This is a genomic window from Nonomuraea sp. NPDC059023, from assembly GCF_042740095.1.
GTDB lineage: Bacteria > Actinomycetota > Actinomycetes > Streptosporangiales > Streptosporangiaceae > Nonomuraea.
Genome location: NZ_JBHYIO010000001.1, coordinates 515,376 through 533,251 on the forward strand (window position 1 = coordinate 515,376; position 17,876 = coordinate 533,251).

Sequence of the window (17,876 nt, forward strand, 5' to 3'; positions counted from 1 at the left end):
AGGAATCTCCGACTGTGATCGAACGAAAGCATACGTTCACATCCGCACGCTAGGATCAGCAACGACCGAGTCGAAGGGGCCACCGTGTTCGTCGAGCAACGCCATGAACTCATCCTGCGCGAGGTGAGCGAGCGCGGATCCGTGCGGCTCACCGACCTGGTCGAGCGCGTCGGCGTCTCCATGGTCACCCTGCGCAGGGACGTGGAGAACCTGGCCGCGCAGGGGTTGCTCAAGCGGGTCCACGGCGGCGTGACCAGGGTCCGCACCGACCTGCCGGGCTCACCCGCCACCGCCGACACCCCCACGGCCCCCGCCACCGGCGACACAGGCCTGACCATCGGCATGCTCGTACCCTCGGCCACCTACTACTACCCGGCCGTCATCAAAGGCGCCCGCGAACAGGCCGCCAAACTCGGGGCAAGGCTGGTGCTCGGCGTCTCCCGCTACGACGAGGCCGAGGAACGCCTCCAGGTCGCCCAGCTCGTCGCCGGAGGCGGGGTGGAGGGCCTGCTGCTCACCACGACCCGCCAGCCCGACGAGTCCCACGGAAACTGGCTCGCCGGTCTGAAGGTGCCCACGGTCCTGGTAGAGCGCCGAGCGGGTTTGGGCGGCCCCGCCTCCCTGCTGGACGCCGTCGCCTCCCACCACGCCCACGGCGCCTTCCTCGGCGTCCGCCACCTCGCCGACCTGGGCCACAGACGCGTCGCCATGGTCACCCGCGAAAGCCCCACGGCCCCGCGCGTACGCCAGGGCTTCGAGGCGGCACTGCGCGACCTCGACCTGTCCGGCTACGCCGACCTCGGCATAGACCAGGAGGGCCCGTCCCACCACCAGGTGGGCGACGTCGTGCGCGCGGTCCGCGCCGAGGGCGTGACGGCGTTGCTCGTCCACAACGACGAGGACGCGTTGCTCCTGGTCCAGCACCTGCGCTCAGCGGGCGTCACGATCCCGGACGAGGTCTCCATCGTCGCCTACGACGACGAGGTGGCCGCCCTGAGCGACCCACCGCTGACCGCCGTGGCCCCACCGAAGAGCGCAGTGGGCGCCCACGCCGTAGACCTCCTGCTCCGCCGCCTGACCGGCCCCGAGACCCCCCGCCAACACATCGCCCTCCTCCCCGAACTCCGCCCCCGCGCCTCCACCCGCCCGCGCTGATCCCCTGTCGTCTTCTTTGGCTTTTCGCTTACTGTCCGCTCCTCCTTCTCTGTCCGCACCTTCTCTTTCCGCACCTTGTGCTTTCCCTCTCCACAGCGCTGCGCCTGCTGCGCTGCTCTTGCGCTGTCCCTGCGCTTGCCCCCTTGCGTTTCGCCTTTGCGTTACGCCTTTGCGCTGCCCCCTTTGTGGTGCCGCTCCCGCGCGTGTCGCGCGCCTTCGTACTGCGCCCTTTCCGTTACGGCAAGCCACCCTGCCCGCCCCGCCGTCGTGGGTTGCCGCCTGTCGAGCGCTGGTCGTGAGGGCTCACGGGGTCGCTCGCCGCAACAACTCCGCTCTTGCCCGGCCGCCGTGCCCCACGTCCGCGCCGCACAACGGCGCCGAACGCCACCGACCACCCTCCCACCGCCCGGCGCCGAAAAGCGCAGGTGGCCCGCCACCGACCGCGTCCCGGCCTGTGTGTCCCGGCCGGCTACCGACCGCGTCCCGACCTGCGCGTCCCGACCTGCGCGTCCCGACCTGCGCGTCCGGCTTCCCAATCGGCCACCGACCGCGTCCCGATCGGCGTGTCCCCACCCGGTTGTCGTGGTGTCGAGGGCCTTGGTCCACGGGGCTGTCGGGGGTTTCGAGATGGAGTTGTTATGATCGAATGGTGGACATGTGTTCGGTTATGAGCGAATGATGCTCCAGAACGATCGGATTTCGATCGATTGCGAGAAGGAGCATCGATGGAGCGTAAGCGCGCCGCCGCCGGTCTTGCTGGGCTGCTGGCCGGGATCACTATGCTCGCGGCCTGCGGTGGGGGTCAGGAGGGTGGCGGGGCCGGGGCGGGTGGGCAGCCGGTTACCGTCACGTTCTGGGGCTGGGCCAAGGGCACTCAGCAGGTCGTGGACGCCTTCAACAAGTCGCACAAGGACGTTCAGATCAAGTTCGAGGAGATCCCCTCGGGCAACGCGGGCGGCTATGCGAAGTTCGCCAACGCCGTCAAGGCCGGTAACGCGCCTGATGTCATGTCGATCGAGTATCCACAGCTGCCCGACTTTGTTAATCAGGGCGCTTTGCAGGACATCACCGCTGCTACCGCGGACGTCAAGGGGAAGTATCCGGGCTCGGTCTTCAGTCTGGTCGAGCTGGGAGGGAAGACCTGGGGGGTGCCTATGGACGCGGCTCCGCAGGTGTTCTTCTATCGCAAGGATCTGTTCGAGAAGAACAAGATCGAAGTTCCTGCGACCTGGGACGACTTCAAGGCTGCCGCGGCCAAGGTGAAGAAGGCGGACGGCAAGGCGCGGATCGCCACGTTCTTCCCTGATGATCCCAGTGTGCTGGCCGCGCTGGCCTGGCAGGCGGGGGGTAAGTGGTTCGGGACCGAGGGCGACGCTTGGAAGGTGTCGATCGCGGACGAGGCCACCAAGAAGGTCGCCGGCTACTGGCAGGACCTGGTCAAGGACGACCTCGTGCACGTGCAGGCCTCGTTCTCGCAGCCGTGGAACGCCGCCTTCGAGGACGACACCCTCTGGGGCTACGTCGGCGCCAACTGGGGCGCGGGCGTCATGAAGAGCGGCCACGCGGGCCAGTCCGGCAAGTGGGCGATCGCGCCGGTGCCGCACTGGGGGACCCCGTCCAGTGGCATGCTCGGCGGCACCACTTTCGGTGTCTCCAAGAACAGTAAGAACAGTAAGCAAGCGATCGAGGTCATTAAGTGGCTGACCGGTTCTGAGCAGGCTTGGACGGCCCGTCTGGCCTCCGGGACCTCCAGTGGCTTTCCTGCCATCGCCGACCTGGTGCCGGTCGCGGCCAAGAGCTTCGACGCCTCGTTCTACGGCGGTCAGGACATCTACGCGCTGTTCTCGGAGTCGTACAAGACCATTCAGCCGGGCTGGACGTGGGGGCCGAGCATGGTGCAGACCCTCACCGCCTTCAAGGACTCGCTCGGCAAGGTGAGCACCGGTGAGACCACGATCCCGTCGGTCCTGGACACCGTGCAGACCGCGACGGTCAACGAGATCAAGGCCCGCGGGCTGAACGTCGCCGCCCAGCAGTGACGCTGGTACGGCGCGCCGCGTCGTATCAAAAGATCGCGCCGGACCAAAAGATCGCGCCGGGCCGGAAAAATCCGCGCTACGTCGGAAAGATCCGCGCCGGACCATGAGGATCCCGCCGCGTCGAAAGGATCCCGCCGGACAAAGAGGATCTCGCCGCGCCAGAAGGGTCTGCGACCCACCCCGAAAGGGTCCGTGACCCGTCCGGAAAGTCCGCGACCTCCCCGGAAGGGTCCGCGACCTCCCCGGAAGGGTCCGCGACCTCCCCGGAAGGGGCCGCGACCTCCCCGGAAGGGGCCGCGATCTCCCCGGAAGGGGTTCGCGACCGACCCCGGACGGGGCCGCGACGTATCGGAAATGATCGATGACAAAGGAGCAGCATGCGCAGTGAGGCGGCGCGGCGGCGGGGAGCGGTTGTGCTCTTCGTGGGGCCGTTCTTCGTGCTCTTCGCCGCGGTGATCGTGGCGCCGCTGGCCTACGCGGTCTACCTGAGCTTGTTCAGTGAGAAGTCCTCGGGGCTGGGGTTCGGTGGTACCGAGACGGTGTTCGTCGGGCTTGGGAACTACCTGGACACACTCAAGGACAAGGCCTTCACGGACGGGTTCCTGGTGATCGCCGGGTACTGCCTGCTCTACATCCCGCTGATGATCGGCGGGGCGCTCGGGCTGGCGCTGCTGCTCGATTCGGGGCTGGCGCGGCTGCGGAGGTTCTTTCAGCTGGCGTTGTTCATGCCGCACGTCGTCCCGGGCGTGATCGCGGGGCTGATCTGGCTCTACCTCTACCTGCCGGGGATCAGCCCGATCGTGGATCTTCTGGGCGGGGTCGACTTTCTCGGGGGCGGGACGGTGCTCGGGTCCATCGTCAACGTCGCGCTCTGGGAGTGGATCGGCTACAACATGATCATCTACTTCGCGGCGCTGCAGGCCATCCCGGCCGAGGTGCTGGAGGCGGCGCGGATGGACGGCGCAGGGCGGTTGCGGACCGCCTTCCGCGTGAAGCTGCCGCTCATTCGCGGCGCGGTCGTCACGACGCTGCTGTTCACGATCATCGGCTCGCTGCAGTTGTTCACCGAGCCCATGGTGTTCGACAACTCCAGCGACGGCGTGGTCAGCACCTGGACCCCGAACATGTACGCCTACAACGAGGCGTTCGGCAACAACGACTACGGCCAGGCGGGCGCCGCCTCGATCCTGCTGGCGCTGCTGGCCGCCGTGATGTCGTACGTCGTCACCAAGTGGAGCAACCGCCGATGAAGTGGATGTCCCGGGCGACGGTCAACCTCTTCCTGGTGATCGCCGCTCTCTACACGCTGCTGCCGCTGACGTGGCTGCTGTTCGCCTCGACGAAGACCCTCGACGACCTGTACGGCACGCCGGGCTTCGCCTTCGCCGACTTCAGCCTGATCGACAACATCCGGGCCGTGAGCAGCGAGAACGGCGGCATCTTCTTCCGCTGGTACCTCAACAGCGTCCTGTACGCGGGGGCCGGAGCGGCGGTGAGCGCGCTGATCTCGGTGATGTGCGGCTTCGCCTTCGACAAGTACGCCTGGTTCGGCAAGGAGAAGATGTTCGGCCTGGTGCTGCTCGGCGTGCTGGTGCCGACCACGGCGACGGCGCTGCCGCTGTATCTGCTGGCCTCGAAGGTGGGTGTGGTCAACACGTTCTGGGCGGTGTTCGTCCCGGCGCTGGTGCATCCGTTCGGGGTCTATCTGTCCCGCGTGCTGTCGGCCGGTTACGTACCCAATGAGGTGCTTGAAGCGGCGCGTTCGGACGGTGCGGGGGAGGTGCGGGCGTTCGTGAAGGTGGCGCTGCCGATGCTGCTGCCCGCGTTCGTGACGATCTTCCTGTTCCAGTTCACGGCGATCTGGAACAACTTCTTCCTGCCGCTGGTCATGCTCAACGATCAGCATCTCTACCCGCTCAGCCTGGGGTTGTTCACGTGGGAGAAGCAGGGCAACGCCTTTCCCGAGTTCCACACGCTGGTGATCACGGGCTCGCTGCTGTCGGTGGTGCCGCTGTTGATCGTGTTCATGTCGCTGCAGCGGTTCTGGAAGGCCGGGATGACGGCGGGCAGCGTCAAGTGAGCGATTTCTCGGGGGATGTCATGAAGAGGCCCAGGACGCTGGTCGCCATGGGCGCACAGGTCGCGCGGCGGCTGCTGCGCGAACCGGTCAGAAGCCGCCTGGCGCTGGTCGCCGACGTGGACCCGGATCTGGTGGTGACCGACTTCGCCGACGCCGACCTGGCCGAGGTGGAGGTGCTCTACACCTCGTGGGGCTGCCCGATGGTCACCGCCGAGGTGCTGGCCAGGGCGCCGAGGCTGCGCGCGATCGTGCACGCGGCGGGTTCGGTCAAGCACCACGTGAGCGAGGCCTGCTGGCAGCGCGGCATCAAGGTCTCCACCGCCGCGGCGGCCAACGCGGAGCCGGTGGCGGAGTTCACGCTGGCCGCGATCCTGTTCGCGAACAAGCGGGTGTTCGACATCGCCCGCGACTACCGCGCGAACCGGGCCGACGGCGACTGGGACGCCCGCTATCCCGGCTTCGGCAACTACCGCCGCACGGTCGGCGTCGTGGGCGCCTCCAGGATCGGGCGGCGGGTGATCGAACTGCTGAAGCCGTTCGACCTGGACGTTCTGGTCAGCGACCCGTACCTGCGCGAGGACCTGGGCGCCGAGCGGGTGAGTCTTGACGAGCTGGTCTCCCGGAGCGACGTCGTCAGCGTCCACGCCCCGGACCTTCCGGAGACCCGTCACATGATCGACAAGGAGCGACTCGCGGCCATGCGCGACGGCGCCACGCTGATCAACACCGCCCGCGCGGCCCTGGTCGACCAGGACGCGCTCACCGCCGAACTGGCCTCGGGCCGCCTGCACGCCGTGCTCGACCACACCGCCCCGGAGATCCTGCCGTCCGGTTCCGTCCTCTACGACCTGCCGAACGTGCTGGTCACCCCGCACATCGCCGGTTCGCTCGGCGGCGAGCTGGCCCGCATGGCCGATCTCGCCGTGGACGAGCTGGTCCGCTACGCCCGCGGCCTGCCCTTCGCGCACGGAGTGGAGCCCGCGAGCCTGTCCCGCTCCGCCTGATCCCGACCTTCTGGAGAGCAACCGATGCGCTTAACCCCCCGCCTGGCGCTCCTGACCGCGCTCGTCGCGGCCTGCGCCGGGCTGACCGCCGCCCCGGCCCAGGCCGCCGCCGCACGTAACTTCTTCGTCGACTGCCAGGCCGCCCCCGGCGGCTCCGGCCGTGACGCCGCCCGGCCACTCACCGCGCTGGCGCAGGTCAACGCGATCGTGTTCCGCGCGAAGGACACGGTCAAGTTCCGCGCGGGCACCGTCTGCACCGGCCGCCTCGAACCACTCGGATCCGGTACGGCGGGCCGCCCCGTCACCTTCACCTCCCACGGCACCGGCCCGAAGCCGATCATCCAGGGCGACGGCGGCGAGTGGGCCGTTCACCTGGTCGACAACAGCCACGTCACCATCGAGAAGCTGCACATCACCAACCCGGCGCCGACGACGGGCAAGCGGACCGGCGTCCAGTACAACTCCACGACGGCCGCGCCCAAGGCCGGGCTGGTGCTGCGCGACCTGGAGATCTCCGACGTCGCCGGATGGGGCAACAAGACCGGCGCGAACAGCTCCTGGTTCTCCTACTCCGCTGGCATCAGCATCCAGGCGCTGCCCGACGGCGTGCCGGGCCCGATCGACGGCATCACGATCACCGGCAACTACATCCACGACACCGGCGGTGGCGGGATCAAGATCAGCCGGAAGGGCAACGACTACCACCGCAACGTGCTCATCGCCCGGAACACGATCAGGGCGGTCGGCGGCGACGGCATCGTGGTGCACGCCTCGGACCGGCCGCTGGTGGAGCACAACCTGTTCGACGAGGGCGGAGCCGGGAAATACCCGTACGTCGACGGAAATTTCGCGGGCATGTGGCCCATCAACTCGGTTGACCCGGTATTTCAGTACAACGAGGTGACCCGCCAGCGGCCCACCATCTACGACTCCACCGCCTGGGACTGCGACGGCGGCATCAAGGGCACCTGCCTCTACCAGTACAACTACTCGCACGACAACGCCGGAGGCTTCTTCCTCGGCTGTCAGGGCTGCACCGAGTTCCCCAACTACAAGGCGACCGCCGTCCTGCGCTTCAACATCGCCCAGGACGACTGCCGCATCGCCAACACCGACAATGCGCCCTTCCGCGTCTACAACAACACCTTCTTCTGCTCCAGCCAGAAGGTGGACATGCGGCTCAACCAGGACACGCGCCTGGTCAACAACATCTTCTACGCCGCCCACGGCGCCTTCCCGACCGGCACCGGCATCACCTACGACGCCAACGTCTACCACGGCGGCATCACCCCGCCCGCCGGTGACGCCCGCGGCATCACCGCCGACCCCGGCCTGGCCGCGCCCGGCACCGCCACGGGCGCCGGTGACGTGAACGGCTACAAGCTGCTCGCCGGATCGCCCGCCCTGGGCACCGGGGTGGCCGTGGACGGGCTGGGCGCCCGCGACTACTTCGGCAACCCGCTGACGACGCTCAGCAGGGGCGCCTACTCGGGGGCCCCTGTTGCGGCGGAGCCGTACCGGAGGATCGAGGACGCCTACAACAACGTCGGCGTCAGCTCCGACCTCAACCCGAACACCGGCGGGCTGTCCACCAGCGGACGCAGCTATCCGGGGCAGGGGCTGGAGAAGGCCGGGCTCGTTCCCGGGCGGCCGGTGAGCGTGCTCGGCGCGTCGTTCGTGTGGCATCCGCGTCCGTACGGCTGGGCCGACAACGTGAAGGCGGCCGGTCAGACCATCCGGGTGTCCGGGAAGGGGGCGAACCTCGTGTTGCTGGGGACCGGGGTGTTCAAGGTGCGGGAGGGCGAGTTCACCGTTACCTACACCGATGGCAGTGCCGAGTCGAAGATGGTGCGGTTCGGGGACTTCTGGGATTCCGCGGCACCTTCCGGGGGAGTCGTGGTCGCTCGCACGGACTATCACAACATCACCCAGACCAGCCACAAGAACCCGGCCACCGGGCAGACCCGCGAATCGGGCGTCGCGGTCTTCGGCTACTCGGTCCCGTTGGACCCGGGCAAGACGGTCGCCTCGGTCACGCTGCCCGAGGGGAGCCCGCTCGCCGACGCCGGTCTGCACGTCTTCGACATGAAGGTCACCGGCTGATCCCATGACACCCACCACCAGAGCGCCATCCCGCGGCGAGACACGGCACCATGAGCGAGCCGGGCACCAAGGGCAGAACCTTGAGCGGCCAGGGCAGGCCGGTCGCTCCTGGTGGTGGGTTCTTGTCCTGGCCGTCGCCGCCATGCTCGTCACCGCCTGCTCCCTCACCCAGGCACCACCACCGAAGGACGAAGTGGTAGCGCTGGTCGATGGGGAGCCGGTGGTGCGGGCGGAGCTGGAGCGGGGCATGAACACCGCCCGGGCCGGCGTCGCCGCGGCCAACGGAGGCGCCGTCCCGCCCGACCGGCTGCGGGCCGAGGGGCTGGCGCTGGCCGTACAGGACAAGGTGCTGAGGTTGTGGGCGCGCGAGGAAGGGCTGCTCGCCGACGTCAGCGAGGCGGGGTTCGCGGCGGCGCTGGCGGCGGAGAACCGCCGCCGCGAGCAGGCCCGCGCGTCCGGCCGCCCGCTGCCCGGTGTGCCGTCCTACGACGAGTACACCTTCGCCGGCCTGCGGGCGGCCGAGCTCAGGAAGGCGCTGGCCGACCGCCTGGACCTGCCGCGCGAGCGGGTCCGCGCCCACTACGACGAGCTGGTGAAGGACCTCACGGGCGAGCCGCCCACGTTCGCGGAGTCCGAGCAGCGGGTACGGCTCTCGCTCGCCGACCGCGAAGTCACCAAAGAGCTCGCCAAACGCCTACAAACCGCCCAAGTGACCCAGCCGTCGCGCAAGGTGCAATGAACTGCTCGTACCATCGGTTTCAGGGCTATGGGGTATTGGTTCGAGCACAGCATCATTGCGACGGGGCGGCTACCGCTGTTCTGTTTCTTCGTCGCGCTCATCGGCGCCTTCGTTTTCGTGCGCATCAACGTCAGGCTGATTCGAGCCAAGATCGGATGGTTCCGCAACGTCAGCGTCGGCGAGATGCACATCCACCACGTGGTGTTCGGGGTCGTGCTGATGCTGATCGGCGGCGTCACCGGGCTGGTCGTGGCGGCGGCGTCGCAGCTGTGGTTCGCGGTGGCGGCCTCGATCTTCGGGGTGGGTTCGGCGCTGGTGCTGGACGAGTTCGCGCTGATCCTGCACCTGCACGACGTGTACTGGGAGGAAGAGGGACGAACCTCCGTCGACGCCGTCTTCATCGCCATCGCCGTGACCGGACTGCTGCTGATCGGGCTACGGCCCCTGGTCGTGGACCTCTGGGGCCTCGCCGACACCACGCTGGTGATCGTCTGCAATCTCGTGCTCGCGGTGGTGACCCTGCTCAAGGGCAAGATCTGGACGGGTCTCGTGGGCCTGTTCGTGCCGCTCGTCCTGGTCGTCAGCGCGGTACGGCTGGCGCGTCCCGGCTCCCCCTGGGCGCACTGGTTCTTCGCCGGGCGCAACCCGCGCAAGCTCGCCAGGGCCATCCACCGCGAGGACCGCTGGCGCCGCCCGGTGATCCGCGCGAAGATCGCGTTCCAGGAGTTCGTCTCGGGACGGCACGACCTGCCCTCCACCAGGAAGCGCCGCGGACAGGTGTGATCCCGGCTAGTACCCGGTGGGGGCGGGCCAGTGGCGTTCGACTCCGGCGGCGTCCAGGTCGGCGGTGAAGTCGCTCAGGTGTGTCGGGTTTTCCCCGACCTCGTGGGGTTCGGTGCCCCGGCGCAGGCAGTACGCGGCGAGATGCCCGGCGACCTCGCCGATGTTCCACTCCACGGGATGCAGCCGGAAGCAGCCGTTGGAGATGTGGGTCGTGCCGAGGTTCTTGGCGGCGGGCAGCAGGTTGCGCATCCTGACCGGCAGCAGCGCGCCCAGCGGGATCTCGAAGGGCACGCTGGCGATGTCGATGTAGTTGTCGCCTCCGGTCGAGGGGTGCAGGTCGATGCGGTAGGCGCCGACGCCGACGGAGTCGTGGTGGCGTAGCGCGCCCCGTTCGCCGACGATGGCGCGCGAGACGTGGTGCTCGGTCACGGTGGTGCGGGCGCGGATACGCCGCGACTCCCGGACATAGGCGGACTTGGCCAGGCCGTCCGCGGTGCCGACGACGTCGTGGCGGAGCCGGAGCCCGGGGAAGCCGGTGCCGCCGTCGAGCCGTGGCGCCTCGGTCTGCAACCAGTAGAGCAGGGACAACGACAACTGCTTCGCCTCGGCGTGGGCGCGCGCGGCCGTGCCGGGGTCGACCTCGATGATCGGCTTGAGCCAGTAGTCGTTGAGCGGCCAGTTGACCAGCGTGATGTCGGAGGCGGCGAAACCGGGCTCGAACAGGTCGCGGGCGAGGATCCGGCGGAACATCCACAGGTCCTTGTCCCCCGACTGGGCACTCTGGTCGGCGAGCACCTCGCGCGGGTCGCCCGCCGGGTTGGGGTCGAACCAGCGATCCTCCGCCTCCAGGGTACGCGGGTCGGGCGCGCTGAAACCCAGCAGCGGGCCGGGCCAGAAGTCCGGCCGGTAGTCACGCCAGAACGCGTAGTCCGCCGGGCGGTCGATGACATGGTTCTCGCCGTCGTGGTGGGACACGGCGAAGCAGTACGTGATGCCCTGCATGTTCAGCGGCTGGTGCTCGTCCGGCGCGTGCGGCTCGTCGTGCTCGCTCCCGGCCTCGGCGCCCGTGACGTATTCGGTCTTGGCCAGCGGCAGCAGTTCGCCGGTCTCGGTCGCGTCGAGGACGTACGCGGCGGTGACGGTGAGCGAGTCGCCCGAGCGGGTGTCCTGGAGCGTGACGGCCGTGACGCGGTCGCCGTCCACGTCCACGCCGAGCGGACGGTGTTCGAGCAGGACGCGCAGCCGCCCGGCGGACTGGTGCGGGGCGAGCATGGCCCGCAGGACGGCCAGCGAGACGCCCGGCTCGTGGCACAACTTGCTGACATAACCGGCGCCCGGGTTGAGGTGGCGCCAGCTCCGCGCGCCGCCGGTCATCGGGTACCACTGGCGGTAGTGGTCGCGGATGGAGGCGCGCAGGTCGCGGTAGGTGGCGGTGGCGCCGTAACTCTCGATCCAGGGGTGTTCGTCCGGTGGCACGGCCTGTGCGGTGAGCTGCCCGCCGATCCAGTCGCTCTCCTCGGTGAGAACGACGTTCTGCCCGGCGCGGCAGGCGGCCAGGGCCGCGGCGACGCCGCCGAGCCCGCCGCCGACGACAAGGATGTCCGTTCTGATTTCGGGCATGGTGCGGCCTTTCAAAGGGGTAAAAGGGGTGTCAGCGCGGGGACGTCGCGGTCTGGCCGGGCTCAAGCTCGCAGGTCAGGAGCTGGTGCCGGGAGACGGCCCGGTCTCCCGCGATGAGCTGGGCGAGCAGCCGGACGGCCGCCGCGCCCATCTCACGACGCGGTACGGCGAAGCCGGTGAGCCCGCCGGGACCGGCGGCGGGGTCGCCGAGCGTGGCCAGAGAGAAGTCGTCGGGGAACCGGTACCCCGCTTCGCCCGCTGAAGCCAGCAGCGCGAGGTGGGCGGCGTCGGTGTCGGTGGCCTCGGTGACGATCGCGGTGATGCCCTGGTCGTGCCAGGTCCGCAGCCGGTCGGCGGTCAGGTCGGCGCCGTCCGTGCGCACCACCGTGGCGGGCAGTCCGCACGCGTCCATGCCGGCGCGGAAACCCGCCTCCCTGTCGATCGAGGTGATCGCCTCGTCGGGTTCGCGTACGTACAGGATGCGCTCGTGGCCGAGCCCGGCCAGGTGCCGCACCACGGCCGCGCTCGCCGGCACGTAGTCGGCGCCGACGTAGGGCAGGCGGTCGCCGAAGTCGTCGTGCCGCCCTATGTAGACGATCGGCAGGTTGGTGGCCAGCAGGCGGTCCATCTCCGGCACGGGCAGGTGCCGGCCGAGGAACAGGCAGCCGTCGGCCAGGCGTACCCGGTTGAGCACCTGGGCGTGCGGGCGCTCGCCGGTGACGCTGGAGGCGATGAACATCAGCAGGTCGTAGCCCTGGACCGCCGACTCCTCCTCGATGCCCACCAGGAACGGGTAGTAGGCGTGGGACATCTCGGTGGGGAAGGTCGAGGTGAAGGTGTAGAGGCCGAGGAGGTTGTTCTGCCCGGCGGCCAGGCGGGTGGCGATCGGGTCGGGCACGTAACCGAGCCGCTCGGCGGCCTCCATGACCTTGCGCTGGGTCTCCTCGGCGATGCCGACGGCGGCGGCGCCGCCGTTCAGGATCAGCGACACGGTCGGCTGTGAGACGCCGGCCAGCCGAGCGATGTCCGCCTGACGAGGGCGACCGCTCGATCTCATGACATACCCCCCACGAAATAGTAGATCACGGAGCCTCGATCCCGCCGTCGGGTCGCCGGACCCGCGCGGCCCAGCGCTCGTGCAGATGGGTCCGCGGCGGATGGCGCAGGGCGGCTCGCTCGTCGAGGTCGATGCCCCAGCCGGGCCGGTCCGACGGCGTCAGGTATCCGTGGACCGTCCTGAGCGTTCCCGGGAACACCTCGTGCACCGCCTCCGGGTACACGTGCGCCTCCTGGATTCCGAACGCCGGGCTGGTCACGTCCAGGGTGACGTTGGCCGCCGCGCCCACGGGCGACACGTCCGGCGGTCCGTGCCAGGCGGTGCGCACCCCGCTCAGCTCGCACAGCGCCGCGAGCTTGCGCGCCGGGGTCAGCCCGCCGACGGTCGAGACGTGCGCGCGCAGATAGTCGACGCCGCCGGAGGTGACGAGGCGCGCCGCGCCGGTCACCGAGGAGACGAGTTCCCCCGACGCGATCGGCATCGGCGCGGCCGCGCGCACCTCGGGCAGCCGGTCGAAGTGCTCGGGCGCGAGCGGGTCCTCCAGGAAGAACAGCCGGTACGGCTCCAGCGACCGGGCGAGCACCACGGCCTCCTTCGGCGTCAGCCGGTTGTGCGCGTCGTGCAGCAGGCCGAGTTCCTCGCCCAGGACCGAACGGGCACGCTCGAAGAAGCGGGGCGTGTCGCGAAGGTACCGGCCGACGTCCCAGCCGTCCGGATGGGGGCTGCCCGGGTATCCGCCGGGCGTGCCGGTGGCTCCGTAGGTACCGATTCCGGGCCCGCCGAACTGCAGCCGCACGTACCGGTAGCCCTGCTCGGCGAGCGCCGCGGCCCGCTCGATCGACTCCTCCACCTCGCCGCCCCTGGCGCCGGTGTAGGCGGCGGCAGCCGTACGGACCCGGCCGCCCAGGAGTTCGTAGACCGGGACGCCGAACCGTTTGCCGGCGATGTCCCAGAGCGCCTGGTCGATGCCGGACAGCGCGTTGTTGTGCACCGGCCCGCCCCGCCAGTACGACGAGTAGTGCAGCATGCGCCAGATGTCCTCGATGTCGGCCGGATGCCGCCCGATGACCATGGGCGCCACGTGCTGCTCGATCGCGGCCACCACGGCGTGGAAGCGCTGGGTGAAGGTGGCGCAGCCCAGGCCGTACAGTCCGGGCTCTGAGGTGTCGACGCGGACGACGACGAGAGGTACGCCGCCGGGCGCGGTGACGATCGTGCGTACACCGGTGACGCGCAGCCCGTCCCTGGCCGGCCACGGCGCCTGTGTCTCCGGCATGATCATGGAAGGAGCTCCTCGGCGGTGAATCCAAGCACCCGTCCGGCGGGTTCCAGGTCGATGGCCACGGTTCTGCCGGGCAGTTCCGCCCGGCACGGGACGCCGGGGTGGTAGGTCGCGATCAGCTCCCGCGTGGGAGTGGACATGAGCGTCTCCGGGGCGGCGAGGTAGAAGGCGGGCGTGCCCTCCAGCGGGGCGGTCAGCCCGAGCAGGCAGGCGCGGGCGGCGTCGCGCAGGTCCAGATAGCTCCACAGGTCCGCCGCCCCCGCCGCCGGGTTCCCGGCCAGCATGGCGGCGCGCGCGGCCAGTCTGGCCCGGTCGCCGAGGAAGGGGAAGCGCAGCGCGGCGACGGTCATGCCGTGCCGCCGGCCCATCATCGCCGCGGTGGCCTCGTCCACCTGCTTGGACAGCGCGTACGGGTCCTCGATCAGCGGCGGCACGCGCACGTCGAGCGGCAGGTACGCCGGGCTCCGGCGCGATCGGGCGAACGGCAGCCCGGTGATCGACAGGCTACTGGCGATGACCGCCCGCCGTACCCCTTGCTCGCCCGCCTCGTTCAGCACCACGAACGTGGCCTGAGTGTTGGCGGCGAACACCACCTCGGGCGCGGCGACCTCGGGAGAGGCGAGCGCCGCGGTGTGCACGACGGCGTCGGCCCCCTCCAGCGCCGCGCGCACGGCGGCGGGGTCGCGCGCGTCACCCACGACCACCCGCTCGGCCGCGATCGGGCCGGAGTCCCGCTCGACGAGCGCGGTCACGTGATGTTCCGCCAGCTCCGCGAGTACGGCGGAGCCGAGCCGGCCGGCCGCGCCGGTGACCAGGACCCTCATCCCTTCAGCCCGGTGAAGGCGATGCCGCGGATGATCTGCCGCTGGAAGACCAGGAACACCGCGACGGGCGGGATGATGGCGATCAGCATCCCGGCGATCAGCAGGGCCTGGTCCGAGGTGTCGGCCAGGCGGGGCAGCGCCACGGCCAGCGGCTGGCTCTCGGTGTCGGTGATGGCGATCATGGGCCAGAGAAAGTCCTTCCACGCGTTCATGACGGCCAGCAGGGAGACCACGGCCAGGATCGGCCGGGACATGGGCAGCACCACGCTGGTGAAGATCCGCCATGGCCCGGCGCCGTCGAGGCGGGCGGCCTCGAACAGCTCGCGGGGGATGCCGTCGAAGAACTGCTTGACCAGCAGGACGTTGAAGGCGTGCGCGCCGGCGGGCAGCCACACCGACAGGGGGGTGTTGGCGATGCCCAGGTCGAGGACGGTCAGGTAGAGCGAGACCATCGAGACCGTCGCGGGCAGGAACAGGGTGGCCAGGACCGCGCCGTAGACGTACCTGCCGTAGGAGGGCCGCAGGATCGACAGCGCGTACGCCCCGGTCGCCGCGACGAAAAGCTGTGTGAACCAGGAGCCGGCGACGAGCACGACGGTGTTGGTCAGGTAGTGGCCGACCTCCAGCGTCGTCCACGCCTCCGCCAGGTTCGACCAGCGCGCTTCGGCGGGCCACAGGGCCAGCGGATCGCGCAGCGACTCCTGCGTGGAGGAGATCGCGCCCTTGAAGATCCAGTAGATCGGGCCCGCGCCTTCGAGCAGAAGGACGACGATCAGCAGCACCTGGACGGTGGATAGCCGCCCGCGCAGGCTGCGCCGTTCCGCCTCCGAGATCACTTGGTCCCCCAGGTTCTGGTCAGCCGCAGGTACACGGCGGACAGCAGGGCCAGCACCACGGCCAGGCTCACGCTCAGCGCCGCGGCGGCCCCGTAGTCGCCGTTGACGAACGCGTATCTGTAGATCAGCAGCAGCACCGTGACCGTCGAGTCCTCCGGCCCGCCGTCGGTCAGCACGAACGGCTCGGTGAACACCTGGAAGGTGTTGATCACCTGCAGGAGCAGCATGATCAGCAGGACGGGCCGGAGCTGCGGCAGCGTCACGTGCCAAATCCTGCGCGCGATCGAGGCCCCGTCCAGCTGGGCGGCCTCGTACAGCTCGACCGGCACGCTCGACAGCGCGGCCAGATAGATGAGCACCGCGCCGCCCGCGCCCGCCCAGGTCGCCTCCAGGACGAGGCTCGGCATCGCCATGCCCGTGGACTGCAGCCACGGGTACGGCCCCAGCCCGACCAGCCCGAGCAACTGGTTGAACAGCCCGGAGTCCGGGTCGTAGAACCACTTCCACATCAGGACGGCCACCACCGGCGGCACCACCACCGGCAGGTAGACCAGCACCCGCATCAGGCCGGAGCCGCGGCGCAGCTCCGACATCAGCACCGCGAGGACGATCGGCGCCGGGAAGCCGATCACCAGGGCCAGCCCGGTGAACAGCAGCGTGTTGCCCGCCGCCGTGCCCAGCAGCGGGTCGGCCAGCAGGGTGCGGAAGTTGTCCAGACCGGCGAACACCGCCGCCTCGACCAGGTTGGTCCGCTGGAATCCGAGCACCACGCTGCGCACGATCGGCCACCAGGAGAAGAGGCCGAACACCAGCACCGTCGGGATGAGGAACAGCGCCGCCGCGAGGCCGGGACGCCGGGTCACTGTGCTTTCTCGAGCAGGGGCGCGACCCGCGCCGCCGCCTTGGTCAGCTCGTCACGGGGGTCGGCGTCCCTGCGGGTCAGCACGGCCTGCACGGCGGTGTCGAGCGCGCCGTACAGGTCCTGGGCGGCGATCGGGGGCTCGACCAGGTACTCCAGCTTGTCGGTGTCCTTCACGTACGGGGTGAAGTTGGACACCGGGATGTTGGAGTGCTTGGCGATCGCGGCGTTCACGGGACCGGACACCGTGGTGCCGTAGAACGGCAGCGTGGGCAGGCCGACCGCCAGCTTGTCCGCCGCGTTGGCGATGGCCAGCTGCTCGGCCGCCGCCGGGTCGTAGTTGGGCTTCAGGTAGTAGAAGTCGATCCACTTCACCGCGGCGGCGCGCTGTTCTGGGGTCGCCTTGGCGTTGACCGCCGCCACCAGGCCGCCCAGCAGCGTCGCCTTCGCTCCGGCCTGCTGCGGCAGTGCCGTGATGCCGAAGTCGTCCGGCTTGCCGGAGTACAGGGTGGTGTAGCGGTTGTAGCTGTTGACGGTGCCGATCATCATGCCGATCTTGCCCGCCGCGAAGTCGCGCTCGGCGTCCTGCTGGGTACGCAGCTGGTTGGCGCCCATGGAGTCGTCCTGCCAGCGCATCGCGGCCAGGTGGCGCAGCGCCTGCTCGGCCGGGCCGTCCAGGAGTGACGGGACGTACTTCTCGCCCTGTTTCTTCTCCATCTGGCCGCCGAAGGAGTAGGTCATCGCGGTGAGGATCCAGCCGCCGGTGTTCTTGACCGTCATCTGGGTGTAGCCCGCGACACCGGAACCGGCGAGCTTCTTCGCCGCCGTCCTGACCTCGTCCCACGTGGCGGGCGGCTTGTCCGGGTCGAGCCCGGCCTTGGTGAACAGGGCGCGGTTGTAGACCAGGCCCAGCGCGTACTCGGTGACGGGCAGGCCGTAGATCTTTCCGTCGGCGCCGGTCGCGGGGGCCAGCGCCCGAGGGTCGAAGTCGATCGCGTGCGGCAGGGTCTTGATCTCGGCGCTGAGGTCGGCGATCTGCCGCCGCGCGATGAGTCCGGGCGGCTCGGTCAGCGGTACGGTCAGCACCGTCTCGGCGTTGCCTCCGGCCAGCCTGGTCGCGAACGTCCTGGCGTCCCATTGCGTGTCGGTCGGCTTGAGCTTGATGTCGGGGTTGGCCTTCTCGAACGCGGCGACCGCGTCCAGGAACTGCTTGCGGGTCTTCGCCGCGGTCGTGGGCGGCATGCCCGCCACGGTGATCGTGGTCTTGCCGGGGTCGCCTTCCGTGGTGCCGGACGAGCAGCCTGACGTCGCGGCGGCGAGCACGAGCGCTCCGGCCATCCCCAGACGCCACCTCGTGGAGACATCCATCGGCAACTTCCCTTCGCCTAATGCGTATTAGGCGGCATCTAAGCCGGTATCGCGGGCTGATGTCAAACGCTTGACACTCCGGTTGCGGCAGGAGTACACCTCTCACCTAATCCGCATTAGGTGACTG

At 69.6% G+C, this 17,876-nt stretch carries 15 protein-coding genes; 8 read left to right on the plus strand and 7 right to left on the minus strand.

The features are described from left to right. Positions 1 to 84: 84 nt before the first annotated feature. From ACFWYW_RS02385 to ACFWYW_RS02420, 8 genes are all read left to right on the plus strand, one after another. On the plus strand, positions 85 to 1,155 hold the full coding sequence (locus tag ACFWYW_RS02385) for a substrate-binding domain-containing protein (RefSeq protein ID WP_379609231.1): 1,071 nt from the start codon (positions 85 to 87) through the stop codon (positions 1,153 to 1,155). Between the two features lie 725 nt (positions 1,156 to 1,880). Further along, positions 1,881 to 3,194 carry an ABC transporter substrate-binding protein gene (locus ACFWYW_RS02390; protein ID WP_379609232.1) on the plus strand — a complete coding sequence of 438 codons (1,314 nt, stop codon included), beginning with the start codon at positions 1,881 to 1,883 and terminating at the stop codon, positions 3,192 to 3,194. A gap of 377 nt (positions 3,195 to 3,571) precedes the next feature. Further along, positions 3,572 to 4,444, plus strand: a complete 873-nt coding sequence (locus ACFWYW_RS02395) for a carbohydrate ABC transporter permease (RefSeq protein WP_379609233.1) — start codon at positions 3,572 to 3,574, stop codon at positions 4,442 to 4,444. After that, complete coding sequence (locus tag ACFWYW_RS02400) at positions 4,441 to 5,274, plus strand: carbohydrate ABC transporter permease (protein ID WP_379609234.1); 834 nt, start codon at positions 4,441 to 4,443, stop codon at positions 5,272 to 5,274. Before ACFWYW_RS02395 ends, ACFWYW_RS02400 begins: the two co-directional genes overlap by 4 nt. A 20-nt stretch (positions 5,275 to 5,294) precedes the next feature. Then, positions 5,295 to 6,278, plus strand: a complete 984-nt coding sequence (locus ACFWYW_RS02405) for a hydroxyacid dehydrogenase (protein WP_379609235.1) — start codon at positions 5,295 to 5,297, stop codon at positions 6,276 to 6,278. A 24-nt stretch (positions 6,279 to 6,302) separates the two neighbouring features. Beyond that, positions 6,303 to 8,381, plus strand: coding sequence for a right-handed parallel beta-helix repeat-containing protein (locus ACFWYW_RS02410; RefSeq protein ID WP_379609236.1), 2,079 nt, complete (start codon positions 6,303 to 6,305; stop codon positions 8,379 to 8,381). A 142-nt stretch (positions 8,382 to 8,523) separates the two neighbouring features. Beyond that, positions 8,524 to 9,120: a hypothetical protein gene (locus tag ACFWYW_RS02415; RefSeq protein WP_379609237.1), complete on the plus strand. Its 597-nt coding sequence runs from the start codon at positions 8,524 to 8,526 to the stop codon at positions 9,118 to 9,120. 27 nt (positions 9,121 to 9,147) lie between these two features. Then, positions 9,148 to 9,903: a hypothetical protein gene (locus ACFWYW_RS02420; RefSeq protein WP_379609238.1), complete on the plus strand. Its 756-nt coding sequence runs from the start codon at positions 9,148 to 9,150 to the stop codon at positions 9,901 to 9,903. 6 nt (positions 9,904 to 9,909) lie between these two features. Here the strand turns inward: ACFWYW_RS02420 and ACFWYW_RS02425 are convergent, their stop codons facing one another. The 7 genes from ACFWYW_RS02425 to ACFWYW_RS02455 are packed head-to-tail and all read right to left on the minus strand — an operon-like array spanning position 9,910 to position 17,749. Further along, on the minus strand, positions 9,910 to 11,523 hold the full coding sequence (locus ACFWYW_RS02425) for an FAD-dependent oxidoreductase (protein WP_379609240.1): 1,614 nt from the start codon (positions 11,521 to 11,523) through the stop codon (positions 9,910 to 9,912). A gap of 31 nt (positions 11,524 to 11,554) precedes the next feature. Further along, positions 11,555 to 12,580 carry a LacI family DNA-binding transcriptional regulator gene (locus tag ACFWYW_RS02430; protein WP_379609241.1) on the minus strand — a complete coding sequence of 342 codons (1,026 nt, stop codon included), beginning with the start codon at positions 12,578 to 12,580 and terminating at the stop codon, positions 11,555 to 11,557. 25 nt (positions 12,581 to 12,605) lie between these two features. Then, a complete protein-coding gene (locus tag ACFWYW_RS02435) occupies positions 12,606 to 13,862 on the minus strand; it encodes an enolase C-terminal domain-like protein (protein WP_379609243.1) in 1,257 nt (418 codons plus the stop codon). Beyond that, on the minus strand, positions 13,859 to 14,686 hold the full coding sequence (locus tag ACFWYW_RS02440) for an NAD-dependent epimerase/dehydratase family protein (protein ID WP_379609244.1): 828 nt from the start codon (positions 14,684 to 14,686) through the stop codon (positions 13,859 to 13,861). Before ACFWYW_RS02440 ends, ACFWYW_RS02435 begins: the two co-directional genes overlap by 4 nt. Beyond that, complete coding sequence (locus ACFWYW_RS02445) at positions 14,683 to 15,522, minus strand: carbohydrate ABC transporter permease (protein WP_379609245.1); 840 nt, start codon at positions 15,520 to 15,522, stop codon at positions 14,683 to 14,685. Before ACFWYW_RS02445 ends, ACFWYW_RS02440 begins: the two co-directional genes overlap by 4 nt. After that, positions 15,519 to 16,385 carry a carbohydrate ABC transporter permease gene (locus ACFWYW_RS02450; protein WP_379609246.1) on the minus strand — a complete coding sequence of 289 codons (867 nt, stop codon included), beginning with the start codon at positions 16,383 to 16,385 and terminating at the stop codon, positions 15,519 to 15,521. The genes ACFWYW_RS02445 and ACFWYW_RS02450 overlap by 4 nt, the downstream gene beginning before the upstream one ends. Beyond that, on the minus strand, positions 16,382 to 17,749 hold the full coding sequence (locus tag ACFWYW_RS02455; RefSeq protein WP_379609247.1) for an ABC transporter substrate-binding protein: 1,368 nt from the start codon (positions 17,747 to 17,749) through the stop codon (positions 16,382 to 16,384). Before ACFWYW_RS02455 ends, ACFWYW_RS02450 begins: the two co-directional genes overlap by 4 nt. Positions 17,750 to 17,876 lie beyond the last annotated feature (127 nt).

Bases quoted from the DNA above. Each gene is read 5' to 3' on its own strand.
- ACFWYW_RS02390 (WP_379609232.1), top strand. From the start codon at position 1,881: ATGGAGCGTAAGCGCGCCGCCGCCGGTCTTGCTGGGCTGCTGGCCGGG.
- ACFWYW_RS02395 (WP_379609233.1), top strand. From the start codon at position 3,572: ATGCGCAGTGAGGCGGCGCGGCGGCGGGGAGCGGTTGTGCTCTTCGTG.
- ACFWYW_RS02400 (WP_379609234.1), top strand. From the start codon at position 4,441: ATGAAGTGGATGTCCCGGGCGACGGTCAACCTCTTCCTGGTGATCGCC.
- ACFWYW_RS02405 (WP_379609235.1), top strand. From the start codon at position 5,295: ATGAAGAGGCCCAGGACGCTGGTCGCCATGGGCGCACAGGTCGCGCGG.
- ACFWYW_RS02410 (WP_379609236.1), top strand. From the start codon at position 6,303: ATGCGCTTAACCCCCCGCCTGGCGCTCCTGACCGCGCTCGTCGCGGCC.
- ACFWYW_RS02415 (WP_379609237.1), top strand. From the start codon at position 8,524: ATGCTCGTCACCGCCTGCTCCCTCACCCAGGCACCACCACCGAAGGAC.
- ACFWYW_RS02420 (WP_379609238.1), top strand. From the start codon at position 9,148: ATGGGGTATTGGTTCGAGCACAGCATCATTGCGACGGGGCGGCTACCG.
- ACFWYW_RS02425 (WP_379609240.1), bottom strand. From the start codon at position 11,523: ATGCCCGAAATCAGAACGGACATCCTTGTCGTCGGCGGCGGGCTCGGC.
- ACFWYW_RS02430 (WP_379609241.1), bottom strand. From the start codon at position 12,580: ATGAGATCGAGCGGTCGCCCTCGTCAGGCGGACATCGCTCGGCTGGCC.
- ACFWYW_RS02435 (WP_379609243.1), bottom strand. From the start codon at position 13,862: ATGATCATGCCGGAGACACAGGCGCCGTGGCCGGCCAGGGACGGGCTG.
- ACFWYW_RS02440 (WP_379609244.1), bottom strand. From the start codon at position 14,686: ATGAGGGTCCTGGTCACCGGCGCGGCCGGCCGGCTCGGCTCCGCCGTA.
- ACFWYW_RS02455 (WP_379609247.1), bottom strand. From the start codon at position 17,749: ATGGATGTCTCCACGAGGTGGCGTCTGGGGATGGCCGGAGCGCTCGTG.